Source organism: Lysinibacillus parviboronicapiens, assembly GCF_003049575.1.
Lineage (GTDB): Bacteria > Bacillota > Bacilli > Bacillales_A > Planococcaceae > Lysinibacillus > Lysinibacillus parviboronicapiens.
Genome location: NZ_PYWI01000001.1, coordinates 245,474 through 261,407, shown reverse-complemented (window position 1 = coordinate 261,407; position 15,934 = coordinate 245,474). Strand labels below are relative to the sequence as shown.

13 protein-coding genes are annotated in these 15,934 nt (G+C 40.4%); all 13 read left to right on the top strand.

Annotated features, from left to right (window positions below):
- The first annotated feature begins 1 nt into the window (after position 1).
- The 13 genes from C9J35_RS01280 (at position 2) to C9J35_RS01220 (ending at position 15,923) form a co-directional block, all read left to right on the top strand.
- Positions 2–1,651, top strand: a complete 1,650-nt coding sequence (locus C9J35_RS01280) for a DAK2 domain-containing protein (RefSeq protein ID WP_107923106.1) — start codon at positions 2–4, stop codon at positions 1,649–1,651.
- 349 nt (positions 1,652–2,000) lie between these two features.
- A complete protein-coding gene (sdaAB, locus tag C9J35_RS01275) occupies positions 2,001–2,663 on the top strand; it encodes an L-serine ammonia-lyase, iron-sulfur-dependent subunit beta (protein WP_107923105.1) in 663 nt (220 codons plus the stop codon).
- A gap of 14 nt (positions 2,664–2,677) precedes the next feature.
- On the top strand, positions 2,678–3,574 hold the full coding sequence (gene sdaAA / locus C9J35_RS01270; RefSeq protein WP_107923104.1) for an L-serine ammonia-lyase, iron-sulfur-dependent, subunit alpha: 897 nt from the start codon (positions 2,678–2,680) through the stop codon (positions 3,572–3,574).
- Positions 3,567–5,612 carry an ATP-dependent DNA helicase RecG gene (gene recG, locus C9J35_RS01265; protein WP_107923103.1) on the top strand — a complete coding sequence of 682 codons (2,046 nt, stop codon included), beginning with the start codon at positions 3,567–3,569 and terminating at the stop codon, positions 5,610–5,612. The genes sdaAA and recG overlap by 8 nt, the downstream gene beginning before the upstream one ends.
- Before the next feature lie 111 nt (positions 5,613–5,723).
- Positions 5,724–6,302 carry a transcription factor FapR gene (gene fapR / locus C9J35_RS01260; RefSeq protein WP_054767125.1) on the top strand — a complete coding sequence of 193 codons (579 nt, stop codon included), beginning with the start codon at positions 5,724–5,726 and terminating at the stop codon, positions 6,300–6,302.
- Entirely contained in the window at positions 6,299–7,291 is a 993-nt protein-coding gene (gene plsX, locus C9J35_RS01255) for a phosphate acyltransferase PlsX (protein ID WP_107923102.1), read from the top strand. The genes fapR and plsX overlap by 4 nt, the downstream gene beginning before the upstream one ends.
- 19 nt (positions 7,292–7,310) lie before the next feature.
- Positions 7,311–8,264, top strand: coding sequence for an ACP S-malonyltransferase (gene fabD, locus C9J35_RS01250; protein WP_107923101.1), 954 nt, complete (start codon positions 7,311–7,313; stop codon positions 8,262–8,264).
- A complete protein-coding gene (gene fabG, locus C9J35_RS01245; RefSeq protein ID WP_054767126.1) occupies positions 8,257–9,003 on the top strand; it encodes a 3-oxoacyl-[acyl-carrier-protein] reductase in 747 nt (248 codons plus the stop codon). The genes fabD and fabG overlap by 8 nt, the downstream gene beginning before the upstream one ends.
- A gap of 61 nt (positions 9,004–9,064) precedes the next feature.
- A complete protein-coding gene (gene acpP, locus C9J35_RS01240) occupies positions 9,065–9,301 on the top strand; it encodes an acyl carrier protein (RefSeq protein ID WP_107923100.1) in 237 nt (78 codons plus the stop codon).
- 395 nt (positions 9,302–9,696) lie between these two features.
- Positions 9,697–10,461, top strand: coding sequence for a ribonuclease III (gene rnc, locus C9J35_RS01235; RefSeq protein WP_107923099.1), 765 nt, complete (start codon positions 9,697–9,699; stop codon positions 10,459–10,461).
- Between the two features lie 3 nt (positions 10,462–10,464).
- A complete protein-coding gene (gene smc / locus C9J35_RS01230) occupies positions 10,465–14,046 on the top strand; it encodes a chromosome segregation protein SMC (protein WP_107923098.1) in 3,582 nt (1,193 codons plus the stop codon).
- Complete coding sequence (gene ftsY / locus C9J35_RS01225) at positions 14,043–15,305, top strand: signal recognition particle-docking protein FtsY (RefSeq protein ID WP_107923097.1); 1,263 nt, start codon at positions 14,043–14,045, stop codon at positions 15,303–15,305. Before smc ends, ftsY begins: the two co-directional genes overlap by 4 nt.
- A 282-nt stretch (positions 15,306–15,587) precedes the next feature.
- Positions 15,588–15,923, top strand: coding sequence for a putative DNA-binding protein (locus C9J35_RS01220; protein WP_107923096.1), 336 nt, complete (start codon positions 15,588–15,590; stop codon positions 15,921–15,923).
- The last annotated feature ends 11 nt before the right edge of the window (positions 15,924–15,934 follow it).

Genomic DNA, 15,934 nt, shown 5'->3' with positions numbered 1-15,934 from the left:
AATGCAGTCATTAGACGGATTAAAATTTGCAGAGATGGTGCAAATGGGAGCGCATCATCTATTCCAAAATGCAAATTATGTAGATTCATTAAATGTATTCCCAGTACCAGATGGTGATACAGGAACAAACATGAACTTATCGATGACATCTGGAGCGAAAGAAACAGAACTTCAAGCATCAGAACATATCGGGAAAACAGCACAAGCTTTATCAAAAGGCTTACTTATGGGTGCGCGTGGGAATTCTGGGGTTATCTTATCTCAACTTTTCCGTGGCTTTGGTAAATTTATTGAAAAAGAAGCTACAATTGATGCTAAGGGCTTTGCAGATGCCTTCCAAGCAGGTGTTGATACAGCCTATAAAGCGGTTATGAAGCCAGTTGAAGGAACGATTTTGACTGTTGCGCGTGAAGCTGCGAAAAAAGGTGTCGAGGTAGCAGAAACTGAAAACGATATCATTGCTGTAATGGAGGCTTTCACTGCGGAAGCAAAGGCTTCATTAGGACGCACGCCAGATTTACTTCCAGTACTGAAGGAAGTAGGCGTTGTGGATAGTGGTGGGCAAGGTTTACTATTTGTTTACGAAGGTTTCTTAGCTTCGTTGAAAGGTGAGCCACTACCTAAGAAAAACGATGCTACACTAGATGATTTAATCAATGCCGAACATCATAGAGCGCAAGATTTCATGAATACAGCGGATATTGAGTTCGGTTATTGTACAGAAATTATGGTGCGTTTTGAAGAAGGTAAAGAGCCGTTTAGTGAGGAACAATTCCGTACCGAATTGAATCCCCTAGGTGATTCATTACTTGTTATATCAGATGAGGAAATTGCGAAAGTGCATATTCATTCAGAACAACCAGGTGCTGTTTTAGCTATGGGCCAAAAATACGGTAGTTTAATGAAAATTAAGGTCGACAATATGCGTGAACAACATTCTGCCATTGTTGGAGAAGACCATAAAGCGCCTACCTCAACAAAAAAAGCTGAAAAACATCCATATGCAATTGTGACGATTGCAATGGGTGAAGGCGTTGCTGAATTACTTCGTTCGATTGGGGCTTCCTATGTCATTGAAGGTGGGCAAACAATGAACCCTTCAACTGAGGATATCGTAAAGGCTGTACAAGAAATTGGTGCAGAAAAAGTATTGATTTTACCAAACAATAAAAATATTGTGATGGCAGCGGAACAAGCTGTAGAGCTTCTTGATATTGAAGCGGCAGTAGTACCGACAAAAACTATCCCTCAAGGGATGGCTGCAATCTTATCATTTAATCCGGAAGCGACTGTAGACGTGAACCGAGCAACAATGACAGATGCAATAGCTAACGTGAAAACAGGACAGGTAACCTATGCGGTTCGTGATACGTCAATTGATGGTGTAGAAATCCATAAGGATGATTTCATGGCACTTGCAGAAGGGAAAATTGTGCTATCGACACCAGCATTAAAAGATGCTGCTGAGAAAGTTATTACTGATTTAGTTGATGAAGAAGCTGAAATTGTGACAATCATTTATGGTGAGGATACAACTGAAGAAAACGCAACTACTTTAGTGAAATTTATCGAAGAAAGCTACCCGGATGTAGAAGTCGAGCTATTTAATGGTAAACAAGGATTATATCCATATATTATTTCGGTAGAATAATTAACAATACCCTTGAAATGTATCAGGCGAAGCAGTGCACAAGTTGTGTACTGCTTTTGTTTATGCTAACGGGATATTATGTATAAGTATATAACTAGATTAGCGGGAAATAGTTCGTTGAATGTACGCGTCCAGAGGATGAGGTATTTACAAATACTGGTTTATTGGCTTTGAGAAATGAGTGTATTAGGGAGAAAGACAAAAATAATAACGGGTTTACAAAAGGAAGTTATAGTAGTGTTAATTTTCTGAAAGTTGATAAAGTATTGCTTTACTTTTATAGTAACTATCAAGCATGATATAAATAAAAATAAATATTATTATATGAATAGAATAGAGGGGTGCTTGTATGAAGTTTACATCAGTATTTGATATTATTGGACCAGTGATGATTGGGCCTTCTTCCTCTCATACGGCAGGTGCAGCGCGTATAGGAAGAGTTGCACGAGATTTATTTGGACGACAGCCAAAATGGGCGAAGATTCATTTGTATGGTTCTTTTGCTGAAACGTATAGAGGGCATGGAACAGATGTTGCGCTTATTGGTGGCTTATTAAATTATGATACATTTGATGAGCGTATTAAAACAGCGTTTGCAGATGCAGAAAAAGCGGGATTAGCTTTTGAATTCATTCCTGAAACAGCAAATACTGAACATCCGAATACTGCACGGCTTGTCATAGGAGATGACGAGGGGGAGATGTCGGTAGTTGGAATTTCTATCGGCGGTGGTAAAATTGAAGTAAGTGAGGTTAACGGCTTCAAATTACGATTGACTGGAGGAATGCCAGCCATCCTTGTGGTACATGACGATCGCGCCGGCTGTATTGCCAATGTTGCAAACTGTTTGGCTATGCATGATGTTAATATCGGTCATATGGAGGTTTCACGTATTGAACGTGGTTTAACTGCACTAATGGTGATTGAGGTCGATCAAAACATTGAAGATAAAATATTACAGCAGATTTCTTTAATACCATATATTACAAAAGTGTCGAAAATTAATAACTAAGGAGGCGTGACAATATGGACGTATTGTTTCACAATGTACGCGAGCTTGTTGCGCGTGCAGAACAAGAAGGTAAATTAATTTCAGAACTGATGATAGAGCAAGAAATGTTAATAAGTGGGCGGACACGTGAAGAAATCATGCAGCAAATGGACCGTAATTTAACGGTTATGGAAGAAGCTGTTGAACGTGGTTTAAATGGTGTACGGTCTGTGACAGGTTTGACAGGCGGAGATGCCGTACTGCTTCAAAATTATATTGCACAAGGGAATTCACTTTCTGGGGATTTATTATTAGATGCTGTTAGTAAAGCGGTTGCAACAAATGAAGTAAATGCGGCAATGGGTACAATTTGTGCAACACCGACAGCTGGCTCAGCGGGTGTTGTACCAGGTACATTATTTGCAGTGAAAAATAAGCTGAATCCAACACGTGAACAAATGATTCGTTATTTGTTTACATCGGGTGCTTTTGGTTTTGTTGTAGCCAATAATGCTTCTATTTCGGGTGCTGAGGGTGGTTGTCAGGCTGAGGTTGGTTCAGCGGCAGGTATGGCAGCAGCTGCTATTGTGGAGATGGCAGGTGGTACACCACAGCAATGTGCTGAAGGATTTGCGATTACCCTTAAAAATATGCTAGGGCTCGTTTGTGATCCGGTAGCAGGATTAGTAGAAGTGCCTTGTGTAAAGCGTAATGCGATGGGTGCTGCTAACTCACTTGTTGCTGCAGATATGGCACTTGCGGGTGTCACTAGTCGTATCCCTTGTGATGAAGTAATAGGAGCAATGTATCGTATCGGCTTGTCGATGAGTCCAAATTTAAAAGAAACGGCGCGTGGTGGCCTAGCGGCAACACCAACAGGGAAGGCACTTGCGGCGAAGATATTTGGAGGAGCTGTCGTGCAAGGTGACTGAATTAACTCATCCCGTCTCCGATTTAAAGGGGGTCGGGAAAGAAACAGCAGCACATCTAGAAGCACTAGGCATCGAGACAATATCAGATTTATTGTGGACATTCCCACATCGACATGAGGATTTTCGTTTAAAAGATTTAGCGCAGACGCCACATAATGAACGTGTCACTGTTGAATGTAAAGTGGAACGTGAGCCCACAGTGCTGTTCTTAGGACGAAATAAATCCCGTTTACAAGTGACAGTGCTTGCAGGGCGTCATTTAGTGAAAATTGTATTTTTTAATCAAAACTATTTAAAGCAAAAGCTTGTTCCTGGTTCTATTATTACGGTAACAGGTAAATGGGATCGGGGTAGACAGGTTATTAATGGTACGACTGTAACTTTTGGGCCGAAAACTGATCAAGTAGATTTTGAACCTGTGTATAGCCTCAAAGGTTTGATTCCACAAAAGCGTTTTCGTAAATATATGCGACAGGTGCTTGATGAATTTGGCGCAGAACTACCAGATGCAATTCCTGAACATTTACAAGCTTCGTATAAACTTGTATCCATGCGTGAGGGGCTTGAAGGTATTCATTTTCCACTGGACGCTCAACATGCAAAGCAAGCAAGAAGACGCTTCGCTTATGAGGAATTATTAAATTTTCAGTTACGTATCCAAACATTACGTAAAATACGTAAGGATAATGAGCATGGTACGATGGTCCAATTTGATTTGCAAAAGCTACGTGAATTTATTGAATCATTGCCGTATGAATTAACGGGAGCGCAAAAGCGAGTCGTAAATGAAATTTGCAAAGATTTAAAAGAGCCGCATCGAATGAACCGTTTGCTACAAGGTGATGTTGGCTCAGGAAAAACAGTTGTTGCAGCTATATGTTTATATGCAGCTGTCACGGCTGGTTTTCAAGGGGCGTTAATGGCACCGACGGAAATTTTAGCTGAGCAACATGCTGAAAATTTAATGGCGTGGTTTGAGCCATTTGGGGTGCGTGTAGCCTTGTTATCGGGCTCGACAAAAACGAAAGCGCGCCGCTTACTTTTAGAAGCGCTGGTAAATGGTGAAATCGATATCTTAATTGGTACACATGCGCTTATTCAGCCAGATGTAGTTTTTCACAGATTAGGCTTTGTGATAACAGATGAACAGCATCGTTTTGGAGTTGAGCAGCGTAGGATTTTACGTGATAAAGGAGAAAATCCTGATGTGCTTTTTATGACAGCTACTCCAATCCCACGAACACTAGCGATTACCGCGTTTGGTGAAATGGATGTGTCGATGATTGATGAAATGCCTGCGGGGCGAAAGCAAATCGAAACACATTGGATGAAAAAAGAACAACTTAGTTCAGTATTATCGAAATTGGAGTTAGAACTAACGGCTGGGAGACAAGCATACGCCATTTGTCCACTTATTGAGGAGTCCGACAAACTGGACGTACAAAATGCAGTGGACATTTATGAACAACTTGCATCGTATTTTAATGGACGTTATAAAGTTGGTCTGATGCACGGTCGTTTGCCCGCAGATGAAAAAGATGCGGTTATGCGCTCCTTTAGTGAAGGTGATATTCAAGTGCTTGTTTCTACTACGGTGGTTGAAGTCGGTGTTAATGTACCAAATGCAACCTTTATGGTTGTTTATGACGCTGAGCGTTTCGGTTTAGCTCAATTACATCAACTCCGTGGTCGCGTTGGTCGTGGGGAGCATCAGTCATATTGTGTATTGATTGCCGATCCAAAATCAGATGAAGGTAAAGAGCGAATGCAATCGATGACAGAAACAAATGATGGCTTTCGACTAGCTGAGAAAGATTTAGAGCTTCGAGGGCCAGGGGATTTCTTTGGTCGTAAGCAAAGTGGCTTACCTGATTTTAAAGTAGCAGATTTAGTGCACGACTATAGAACCCTTGAAACTGCTCGGAAAGATGCAACTGAAATGATTGAAGGCGATGCATTTTGGCAGGATGAGGCGTATAAATATTTACGTCTCATGTTAGAAGAATCAGGTGTATTACAAGGAGATCGTTTCGATTAAGAGGGATGCAAGTACTTGTTTTTGAAAACAGGTCTTGCATTCTTTTTTTATACTCTATATACTGATATTAGTACCAAGTGCTAATAACAACTAAAAAGGTGGCGAATGACGTTGAGACGAACGAAGAAAGAGCGGCAGCAACTACTATCTGAAACGATTGCGGAAAATCCATTCGTCACAGATGAACAGCTAGCATCAGAGTTTCAGGTAAGTGTTCAAACAATTCGTTTGGATCGTATGGAATTAGCGATTCCAGAATTGCGTGAACGAATTAAAGATGTGGCTTCGAAAACCTATGAAAATGAAGTGAAATCTTTGCCGATAGATGAAGTAATCGGTGAAATTATTGATATTGAATTAGATAATCGTGCATTATCTATTTTTGACGTAAAAGAAGAACATGTTTTTCAGCGCAATGGCATCGCGCGTGGACATCATTTATTTGCACAGGCAAACTCATTAGCAGTAGCGGTTATCGATGATGAACTAGCCTTAACAGTGCATTCTAATATAACATTTGTGAAACCTGTGAAAGCTGGAGATCGTGTTATTACGAAGGCTGTAGTTGTTGGACGAGATGACGAACATCATCGTACGAAAGTAGAGGTAATCTCTACTGTTAACGGTGAAACAGTCTTTGTTGGCGAATTTGATATGTACCGCACGAAAGGTAAAGGTGAACAACAATGAAATTAGCGCTTGATGGAATGGGTGGCGACAACGCACCAAAATCGGTTGTGGAAGGTGCTTTATTAGCATTAAATCAAATTCCAAATTTGGAAATTCAATTATATGGACAGCAAGACAAGCTTGAGCCGTTTTTAAAAATGCATGACCGACTAACAGTTGTCCATTGTGGAGAAGTGGTAGAAGGTACAGACGACCCTGCGCGTGCTGTTCGACGTAAAAAGGACTCCTCAATGGCACGAATGATGGATGCTGTGGAGGAAGGGAAGGCTGATGCTTGTCTATCGGCCGGTAATACAGGGGCTTTAATGGCAGGTGGCTTATTTAAAGTCGGGCGTATTGAAGGGATTGCACGACCTGCTTTAGCAACGACATTACCAACGCTTGATGGCAAAGGGTTTTTAATGCTTGATTTAGGAGCAAATGCAGATGCACGACCTGAACATTTATTGCAATATGCAATAATGGGCGATATTTATGCTAAGAAGGTTGGAGGGCTACAAAAGCCGCGTATTGGCCTTTTAAATATCGGTACAGAAGAAAAAAAAGGCAATGATTTAACAAAAGCTGCTTTTGAATTGCTGAAGGAAGCAGATTTGAATTTTGTCGGTAACGTAGAAGCTCGTGATTTACTTGAAGGGGTTGCAGATGTTGTTGTGACAGACGGTTTTACGGGTAATATGGTGTTGAAATCGATAGAAGGAACAGCGGGTGCGTTATTTACGATGTTAAAAGAGGCTTTTATGTCTTCTACAAAAACAAAAATTTCAGCAGCCCTTATGAAAAATAATTTACGTGACTTGAAAAATAAAATGGATTACACAGAGTATGGTGGAGCAGGGTTATTTGGCTTGCAAGCACCTGTTATTAAAGCGCATGGCTCATCGAATGGGAAAGCAATCTTTAGTGCGATTCGCCAAGCCAATACAATGGTAGAGCATACTGTCATACCAACGATTACGGACACAGTGCGTCGCTTAGAAATTGACTAACAAAGGGGATTAATGAGAAATGACGAAAATTGCATTTATTTTTCCAGGCCAAGGCTCTCAAACGGTTGGAATGGGTCAAGAATTTGTAGAAAACACGGCAGAGAGCAAGGCGTTTTATGAAAGTGCGGACAAGGCTCTAGGATTTGAACTTTCAAAATTAATGCTTGAAGGACCTGCAGAGGAATTGACGTTGACATATCATGCACAGCCAGCACTTTTAACGACAGGTGTGATGGTGGCAGAGAAAATACGTACAGCTGGAATTACACCACACTATGTAGCTGGTCACTCGCTTGGCGAATATGGTGCATTAGTTATTGCTGGAGTACTATCATTCGAAGATGCGGTATCAGTAGTGCATAAACGTGGTTTATATATGAACGAGGCAGTGCCGGCGGGGCAAGGTGCAATGGCAGCTATTCTTGGCATGGAGCTCAATGATTTACATGCTGTAACTGAAAAAGTAACTACGGCAGGAGATGCTGTACAGGTAGCAAATGTTAACTGTCCAGGCCAAATTGTCATTTCTGGTACAAAGGAAGGCGTTGAAAAGGCATCTGTAGCAGCGAAAGAAGCGGGTGCGAAACGTGCGATTCCTTTAGTCGTAAGTGGTCCATTCCATTCAGAATTAATGCGACCATCATCTGAAAAATTACGTGCAACATTAGATGGTATTACACTATCAGCGCCACAAATTCCGGTAATTGGCAATGTTATGGCCAATGAATTACAGGATGTATCTGCTATTCAGCAAGAATTAGTAGAACAAGTATACAGCGCTGTGCAGTGGGAAGCATCTGTGCGTGAAATGATCGCTAATGGTGTGGATGTATTTATCGAATGTGGACCCGGCAAAGTTTTAAGCGGTTTAGTTAAAAAGATAGATCGAACAGTAGCAACGTATTGTGTATATGATGAAGCATCATTAGAAGCATTAATAGAAGCGTCGAAGGAGTGGACAATCAATGCATAAATTACAAGGTAAGGTAGCGGTTGTAACGGGTGCTTCGCGGGGAATTGGACGTGCGATTGCATTGAAACTTGCTGAAGAGGGAGCTAAAATTGTCGTCAATTATAGCGGCTCACAGGCAAAAGCAGAGGAAGTTGTTGCGAGCATTCAAGCGAACGGTGGTGAGGCCATTGCAATACAAGCAAGCGTCTCGATAGCGGAAGAAGTAACTTCATTAATGGATGCGGCAGTAAAAACATTTGGTTCGCTCGATATTTTAGTTAATAATGCGGGCATTACACGTGATAATTTATTGATGCGTATGAAAGAAGACGAATGGGACGATGTTTTAGACACGAATCTAAAGGGTGTTTTCCTTTGTACAAAAGCAGTAACGCGTCAAATGATGAAACAACGTGCAGGACGAATTATTAATATTTCGTCTATCGTAGGTGTAGCAGGTAATGCTGGCCAGGCTAATTATGTAGCTGCCAAAGCAGGCGTTATAGGTTTGACAAAAACAACAGCTAAAGAGTTGGCATCTCGCAATATTTTAGTAAATGCTATTGCACCAGGCTTTATTGAAACAGAGATGACTGATCAACTACCAGAAGAGTTAAAACAAGGCATGCTTACACAAATTCCTTTAGCAAAGCTTGGTCAGCCGGAAGATATTGCAAAGGCAGTTGTTTTTCTAGCTTCAGACGATGCTAACTATATGACTGGGCAAACGTTACATATAGACGGCGGCATGGTGATGTAATAATATGTAATGGGCATAGATTTTGCTTTTTTGTATAATCATGTGAGGGGAGGTGAAAGATTTGACTACTGTATTAGAACGAGTAACAAAAGTAATCGTGGACCGTTTAGGTGTTGAAGAAAGCGAAGTAACACTTGAAGCTTCTTTCCGTGATGATTTAGGTGCTGACTCATTAGACGTAGTTGAGCTTGTTATGGAGCTTGAAGATGAATTCGATATGGAAATTTCTGATGAAGATGCTGAAAAAATCTCTACGGTTGGTTCTGCTATTTCATACATCGAAAGTAAAGTTAGCTAATTTTCGTTTTAACTTTATTCAGCGGTAGTCTCTCGCCTCAATAGGTGTTAAAATGAGTGTAGATTCATTTTTTAATCAATCAACAGTCAGGTTAGCTGAATAAAGTTAAAGCCTCTGGCGATGTCACAGAATTTGAATGTGTTGCACAGGTCAAATTCTAGACGCAATGTTTTTCTGCACTGACAGTTTAGTGATCGGTGCAAATACGCCAAGGCGAATGTGAAAGGGTACGTAATGGTTCGTTTATCGAGCTCAGGACGTGCCTTTTTTCAATTTTGCAAACGATTTGCAAAAAAATTCCCAAAACATTGCATTTTGGTGGAAATACTTTTGCATAAACGCCTTGAAAAAGGTACACTAAGACGGTAGAAACTATTAGGAAGGCAGATTGTTCAATGGCTATGAAAAGAAAAGGAACTATGCAGAAATCAGGCGTACTTCCTGAGAAAGTACGCAATCAATTCGAGCTATTACAGCATGAATTGAACATCACATTTTTAAATAAAAATTTATTGTATCAAGCATTCACGCATTCATCTTATGTGAATGAGCATCGCCGTAAGTTGTTTACGGATAATGAGCGTCTTGAATTTTTAGGTGACGCTGTACTTGAACTATCTGTTTCTAAATACCTTTTTGAGAAATACCCACATATGAGCGAAGGTGAATTAACGAAGCTTCGTGCGTCAATTGTTTGTGAGCCATCACTTGTAATCTTTGCAAATGAGTTAGGCTTTGGTCGCTTTGTGTTACTGGGAAAAGGTGAGGAATTAACAGGTGGTCGGGAACGTCCAGCGCTACTTGCAGATGTATTTGAATCATTTGTAGGTGCCCTTTATTTAGATCAGGACTTACAAACGGTCGTGACATTTTTAGAACGAATCGTGTTCCCAAAAGTAGAAATCGGTGCTTTTTCGCATGTGATGGATTTCAAGAGTCAGTTACAAGAAATGGTGCAACAAACGAATAACGGTCTTCTTCATTACGAAATTGTCGATGAGAAGGGGCCTGCGCATAATCGTACATTTGTATCGAGCGTGTTATTAAATGGACAAGAGCTTGGTATTGGTAGAGGGAAGTCAAAAAAAGAAGCCGAGCAGCAGGCGGCACAATGTGCTATGCATGCTATGCGTGCGCAGACTGCTAAAGAGGAGGCTTAATAGATGTTCCTAAAACGACTAGAAGTGATTGGCTTTAAATCTTTTGCGGAGCGCATTGGTATTGATTTTGTACCAGGTGTTACTGCTGTTGTTGGACCAAATGGCAGTGGAAAAAGTAATGTGACCGATGCTATTCGTTGGGTACTCGGGGAGCAATCGGCAAAGTCGTTACGTGGAGCAAAAATGGAAGATGTTATTTTTGCTGGGAGTGACTCTCGAAAGCCATTAAACTTTGCAGAGGTAACATTGATTTTAGATAATACTGATGAGCAAATTGCTTTTCCCTATACAGAAGTAAGCGTAACAAGACGCGTATACCGTTCAGGTGATAGTGAATATTTACTCAATAACCAGCAGTGTCGCCTGAAGGATATTACGGACTTGTTTATGGACTCGGGACTTGGTAAAGAAGCTTTTTCGATTATTTCACAAGGCCGTGTCGATGAAATTTTAAATAGTAGACCTGATGACCGCCGATCTATTTTTGAAGAGGCGGCAGGTGTATTAAAGTATAAATTACGAAAGAAAAAAGCGGAGCATAAACTTGTTGAAACAGATGAGAATTTATACCGTGTATTAGATATTTTGCATGAGTTAGATGGTCGTCTAGAACCTTTAGCGATTCAGGCTTCTAGCGCTAAAGATTATGTACAAATGTCAACAGAGTTAAAGGATTTTGATATTGCGATGCTTGTGCACGATTTAAAAAATTGTGCACAATCTTTGCATGCACTGAAAGAAGAATATACACAGCTATCTGAAACTGAACAAACTCAAGCGAGTAATATTTTAGCGTTGGAGACAAAGTCAACTGAGATTCGGAAGTATTTGAAAGAATTAGATCACTTATTAGACGGCTCTCAATCCGATCTTGTTGATGCAACAATGGAAGTGGAGCGTTGGGATGGCCGTAAAGCCTTGATGGCAGAAAAGCGACAAAACACTTCAAATCAGCTACAACAGTTAAATACATCTTTACAAGAAGCGAAGGATGAAGTAGAGACTCTAATTGTTCAAGAACTTGAGAAGAAAGAATTATTCACTGAAAAACAGCAAGAAGTATCAGCGCTGAAGCACATTATTAAACAATTAGAGCAATCGTTAAATCGTTCCGTTACAGAAATAGAGCAAGAAATTGAAGAACAAAAAAATCGTTATATTGATTCGTTAAACGAAGAGGCAACTGTCAAAAACGAATTGAAAAATATTGACCAACAATTAGCACAGCAAAAAGCAATGGCTGCACGTATGACAGACCAAACAGATGAATTCGGCCAGGAACTTGCACAAATTGTAACCGAAAAACAGGCACTTACTGTTGCACATCTAGCTACAACGAACGAGTTACAACATAAGCTAGAGAGATTTGAAACCCTACAGATACAACTAAAAAAAGTAAATACATCCTTTAATGACAAACAAGAAATGCTTTATAAAGCGTACCAACATCAACAACAATTGAAGGCTAGAAAAGATACGCTAGCCGAGCTAGAATCCGATTTCTCAGGATTCTTCCACGGAGTTAAGGAAGTATTGTTAGCGCGTGATAAGGGTGAGTTACAAGGTATTGAAGGGGCTGTTGCTGAATTAGTTCAGGTCAATAGTAAGTATTCACAGGCCATCGAAACGGCATTAGGTGCTGCTTCTCAGCATATTGTGACAACGAATGAACAACATGCTCAACAGGCTATTCATTGGTTAAAGCAAAAAAGAGCGGGACGTGCGACATTCTTACCGAAAACAGTTATGAAGTCACGGAAAATCAATCTGTCCGCTATACAGCTTGCTACTGAACATCCAGCTTTTGTACAAATGGCCGATGCGCTCGTTACATTCGATGAAGAAAATCGTTCAATTGTAGAAAACCTACTAGGTAACGTACTTGTCGCAGCAAATTTAGAAGGAGCTAGCCAAATTGCCCGTTTATGTGGTTTTCGATATCGTGTAGTAACTCTAGACGGAGATATTGTCAATGCGGGCGGTTCGTTAACAGGTGGGGCGGCGAAGCAACAATCTTCGCTCTTTACTAGAAAAGCGGAATTAGACGGCTTAATTGCAAAATTAGCAGCGTTAGAAACATCAATTCATAGTGCGGAACAGGCTGTAGCAGCTGAAAAAGAGAATCTTGCGACATTGCGTGACACAGTTGAGAAAATGAAACTAGACGGCGAGCAATTACGTAAAGATGAAATGCAACAGGCTAGTCGTATTCGTGAGTTAGAGGTTGTTGAAAAAAGCTTATCTGCACGCGTTTCCTTTGCATCTAATGAAACGCAGGATGTTAAAACACGAGAAGAAGCACTTCTAGCTCAAAAGGAAGTTGCAACAGCACGTTTAGCCACGCTTGCAACAGAACTAATAGCAATCAATGAAACTGTTGAACAGCTAGGCAAGGTGAAGTTGCAGGGTGAAACTGAAAAAGATGTTCTTCGTGAGCGATCGGCAGAAAAACGCTCGCAATTAGCGGTTATACAGGAGCAAATGTCTCAAGTACAAGTTGCGACTGCAGAGCTTGCTTTACAATTAAACAAAGCTCGTCAAAAAGTCGACAATATTTCTCAGGAAATAATCTGGCTGCAATCTGATGAATCGACAAAACTATTAAGTGATGAAGAAGTGGATGAGCAGGTTACTACTTGGAAAGCAAGACGTGAATCGCTACAGCTTACGATTGCACAGAAAAAAGAAGAAAAAGCAGCGCATCAGCAAGAACTGACAACATTGGAAGAGCAGCTGAAGGAAAAGCAACGTATACATAAAGGCTTCCTGGAAGCAATACGTGCGAATGAATTAAAACGTAATCGCGTAGAATTTGAAATGAATAATTTCAATGAACAGCTCGAAGAAAATTATCAGCTAACATTTGAGCAAGCGATGCATGAAGCTCTTAAGATTGAAGATGAGGAGCATATGCGTCGTCGCGTTAAGCTGTTGAAAAAATCAATTGAAGAACTTGGGCCTGTTAACCTAAGTTCTATTGAAGAATATGACCGTGTACTAGAACGACATTCATTTTTAACTGAGCAACGTGAGGATTTACTTGCAGCACAGGAAACGTTACATGAAGCCATTAAGGAAATGGATGAGGAAATGACACTGCGCTTTAGTGACACATTTTATGCAATTCGTGAGCAATTCAAACTGGTATTCCGTGAACTATTTGGTGGCGGGCAAGCAGATTTAGTGTTACTTGAGCCAGACAATATGTTGGAAACGGGCATTGAAATTGTTGCACAACCACCTGGGAAAAAATTGCAAAATTTAAGCCTTCTTTCTGGTGGTGAACGTGCACTAACAGCGATTGCCTTATTGTTCTCGATTTTAAATATTCGCCCAGTGCCATTCTGTATTCTAGATGAAGTAGAAGCTGCATTAGATGAGGCCAATGTTGTTCGATATAGCGAATACTTGAAGAAATTTAGCCTTGATACACAATTCATTGTTATTACCCATCGTAAAGGTACAATGGAGGGGGCTGATGTCCTGTATGGTATTACAATGCAGGAATCAGGGGTATCGAAACTCGTTTCAGTCAAATTAGAAGATGAACCCGTACTTGCGGAGCAAAGGAGCGAACAAGCATGAGTTTTTTTAAACGAATGAAAGATAAGTTGTTGGGAAATCCCGCTGAAGAAGAAAAGGTTGTAGATATCAATGAGGAAGAATCTACCGGACAGCAAATACAACTAGCAAACCCTGCACAATTAGAAACGACTGTAGAAGAAGTAGTTGAAGCACAGGTAGAGGACGCGCCAGTAAGTGAGAACTCTTCCGTTGTGGAGACACCGGTTGTAATTGAAGAGCTAAAAGAAGAAACACAGGACATTGCTCTTGTAGACGAGCAACCTGCCGAAGAAACCGATATAGAGAAAAAACCATCTGCTTGGTCCATTACACAAAAATTTAAGGCTGGACTTGAAAAAACGCGTAATTCATTTACTTCAAAAGTGAATGATTTAGTTGCACGTTACAGAAAAGTGGATGAGGATTTCTTTGAGGAATTAGAGGATTTGTTATTACAAGCGGATGTCGGCTTTGAAACGGTCATGGAGCTTATGGACAAACTGCGCTATGAAGTACAACGAAAAAATATTAAAGATACAAATGGCATTCAAACAATCATTTCTGAAAAGCTTGTAGAAATTTATGAGCAAGGGGAAGAAGATTTAATTGACCTTAATATGCAGCCTAAAGGTGAATTAACAGTTATTTTATTTGTTGGCGTGAACGGCGTAGGAAAAACAACAACGATTGGTAAACTTGCACATCGCCTAAAATCACAAGGTAAAAATGTAGTATTAGCTGCTGGAGATACTTTCCGTGCTGGCGCGATTGATCAATTACAAGTCTGGGGAGACCGTGTTGGTTGTGAAGTTATTAAGCAATCTGAAGGCTCGGATCCTGCAGCGGTTATGTACGATGCAATTCGTGCAGCAAAAAATCGCAATGCAGACGTGTTAATTTGTGATACAGCAGGTCGTTTGCAAAATAAAGTCAATTTAATGAATGAACTTGAAAAAGTACATCGCGTTATTGCGCGTGAAGTACCTAATGCGCCACATGAAGTATTACTAGCACTTGATGCGACAACTGGTCAAAATGCGCTTGTTCAGGCACAAACATTTAAAGAAGCCACAAATGTAACAGGTATTGTCTTAACGAAGTTGGATGGTACTGCTAAGGGTGGTATCGTACTAGCCATTCGTAACAAATTACACATTCCAGTAAAATTTGTTGGATTGGGTGAAAAGATGGATGATTTACAGCCATTTGATGCAGAACGCTATGTATATGGTTTATTTGCAGATGGATTGGATCAGGAATTACAAAATAACGAAGATTAATATTGAGGCGACAGTGCAAAAGTTTAGGCGTAAAATACAGCAAGTTTAACTGCTGCATGAGCTGTCTTTGGAAACCAGACGCATTACGCAGAGGTGTAATTGATTGATGATACGCGCTCAACTGTGAAAAGGCGAATCACATTGTTTAAAAGGGAAATACTAGCTAAAGGTGGAAAACGCCTAACAACGGCTATAAAAGGCTTTTAGACAAGGAGATTACCTTGACACAGATGGGCGCTTTTCGTTATGATACAAATGACTAATAACGGGGGGAGAAATATTATGCTACTTGAAAAAACAACACGCATGAACTTTCTCTTCGACTTTTATCAAGCATTATTAACAGATAAGCAAAGAAGTTATATGGAACTTTATTATTTAGACGATCACTCGCTTGGGGAAATCGCTGAATCATATGGAGTTTCACGCCAAGCTGTTTATGATAATATTCGTCGAACAGAAGCGATGCTTGAAGAATATGAAGAAAAACTATGTTTACTTGAAAAATTTCAGCAACGCACGCAAATGCTAGCGCAGTTAACAGCAGGAATTACGGAAAAAAGTATGACAGCTGAGGAACAGTTAACGCTTATTGAACAATTGAAAGAATGGGATTAGGAGGCGAAAGC

Coding starts and splice junctions, on each gene's coding strand:
- C9J35_RS01280 (WP_107923106.1), top strand. CDS start 2: ATGCAGTCATTAGACGGATTAAAATTTGCAGAGATGGTGCAAATGGGA.
- sdaAB (WP_107923105.1), top strand. CDS start 2,001: ATGAAGTTTACATCAGTATTTGATATTATTGGACCAGTGATGATTGGG.
- sdaAA (WP_107923104.1), top strand. CDS start 2,678: ATGGACGTATTGTTTCACAATGTACGCGAGCTTGTTGCGCGTGCAGAA.
- plsX (WP_107923102.1), top strand. CDS start 6,299: ATGAAATTAGCGCTTGATGGAATGGGTGGCGACAACGCACCAAAATCG.
- fabD (WP_107923101.1), top strand. CDS start 7,311: ATGACGAAAATTGCATTTATTTTTCCAGGCCAAGGCTCTCAAACGGTT.
- fabG (WP_054767126.1), top strand. CDS start 8,257: ATGCATAAATTACAAGGTAAGGTAGCGGTTGTAACGGGTGCTTCGCGG.
- rnc (WP_107923099.1), top strand. CDS start 9,697: ATGGCTATGAAAAGAAAAGGAACTATGCAGAAATCAGGCGTACTTCCT.
- smc (WP_107923098.1), top strand. CDS start 10,465: ATGTTCCTAAAACGACTAGAAGTGATTGGCTTTAAATCTTTTGCGGAG.
- ftsY (WP_107923097.1), top strand. CDS start 14,043: ATGAGTTTTTTTAAACGAATGAAAGATAAGTTGTTGGGAAATCCCGCT.
- C9J35_RS01220 (WP_107923096.1), top strand. CDS start 15,588: ATGCTACTTGAAAAAACAACACGCATGAACTTTCTCTTCGACTTTTAT.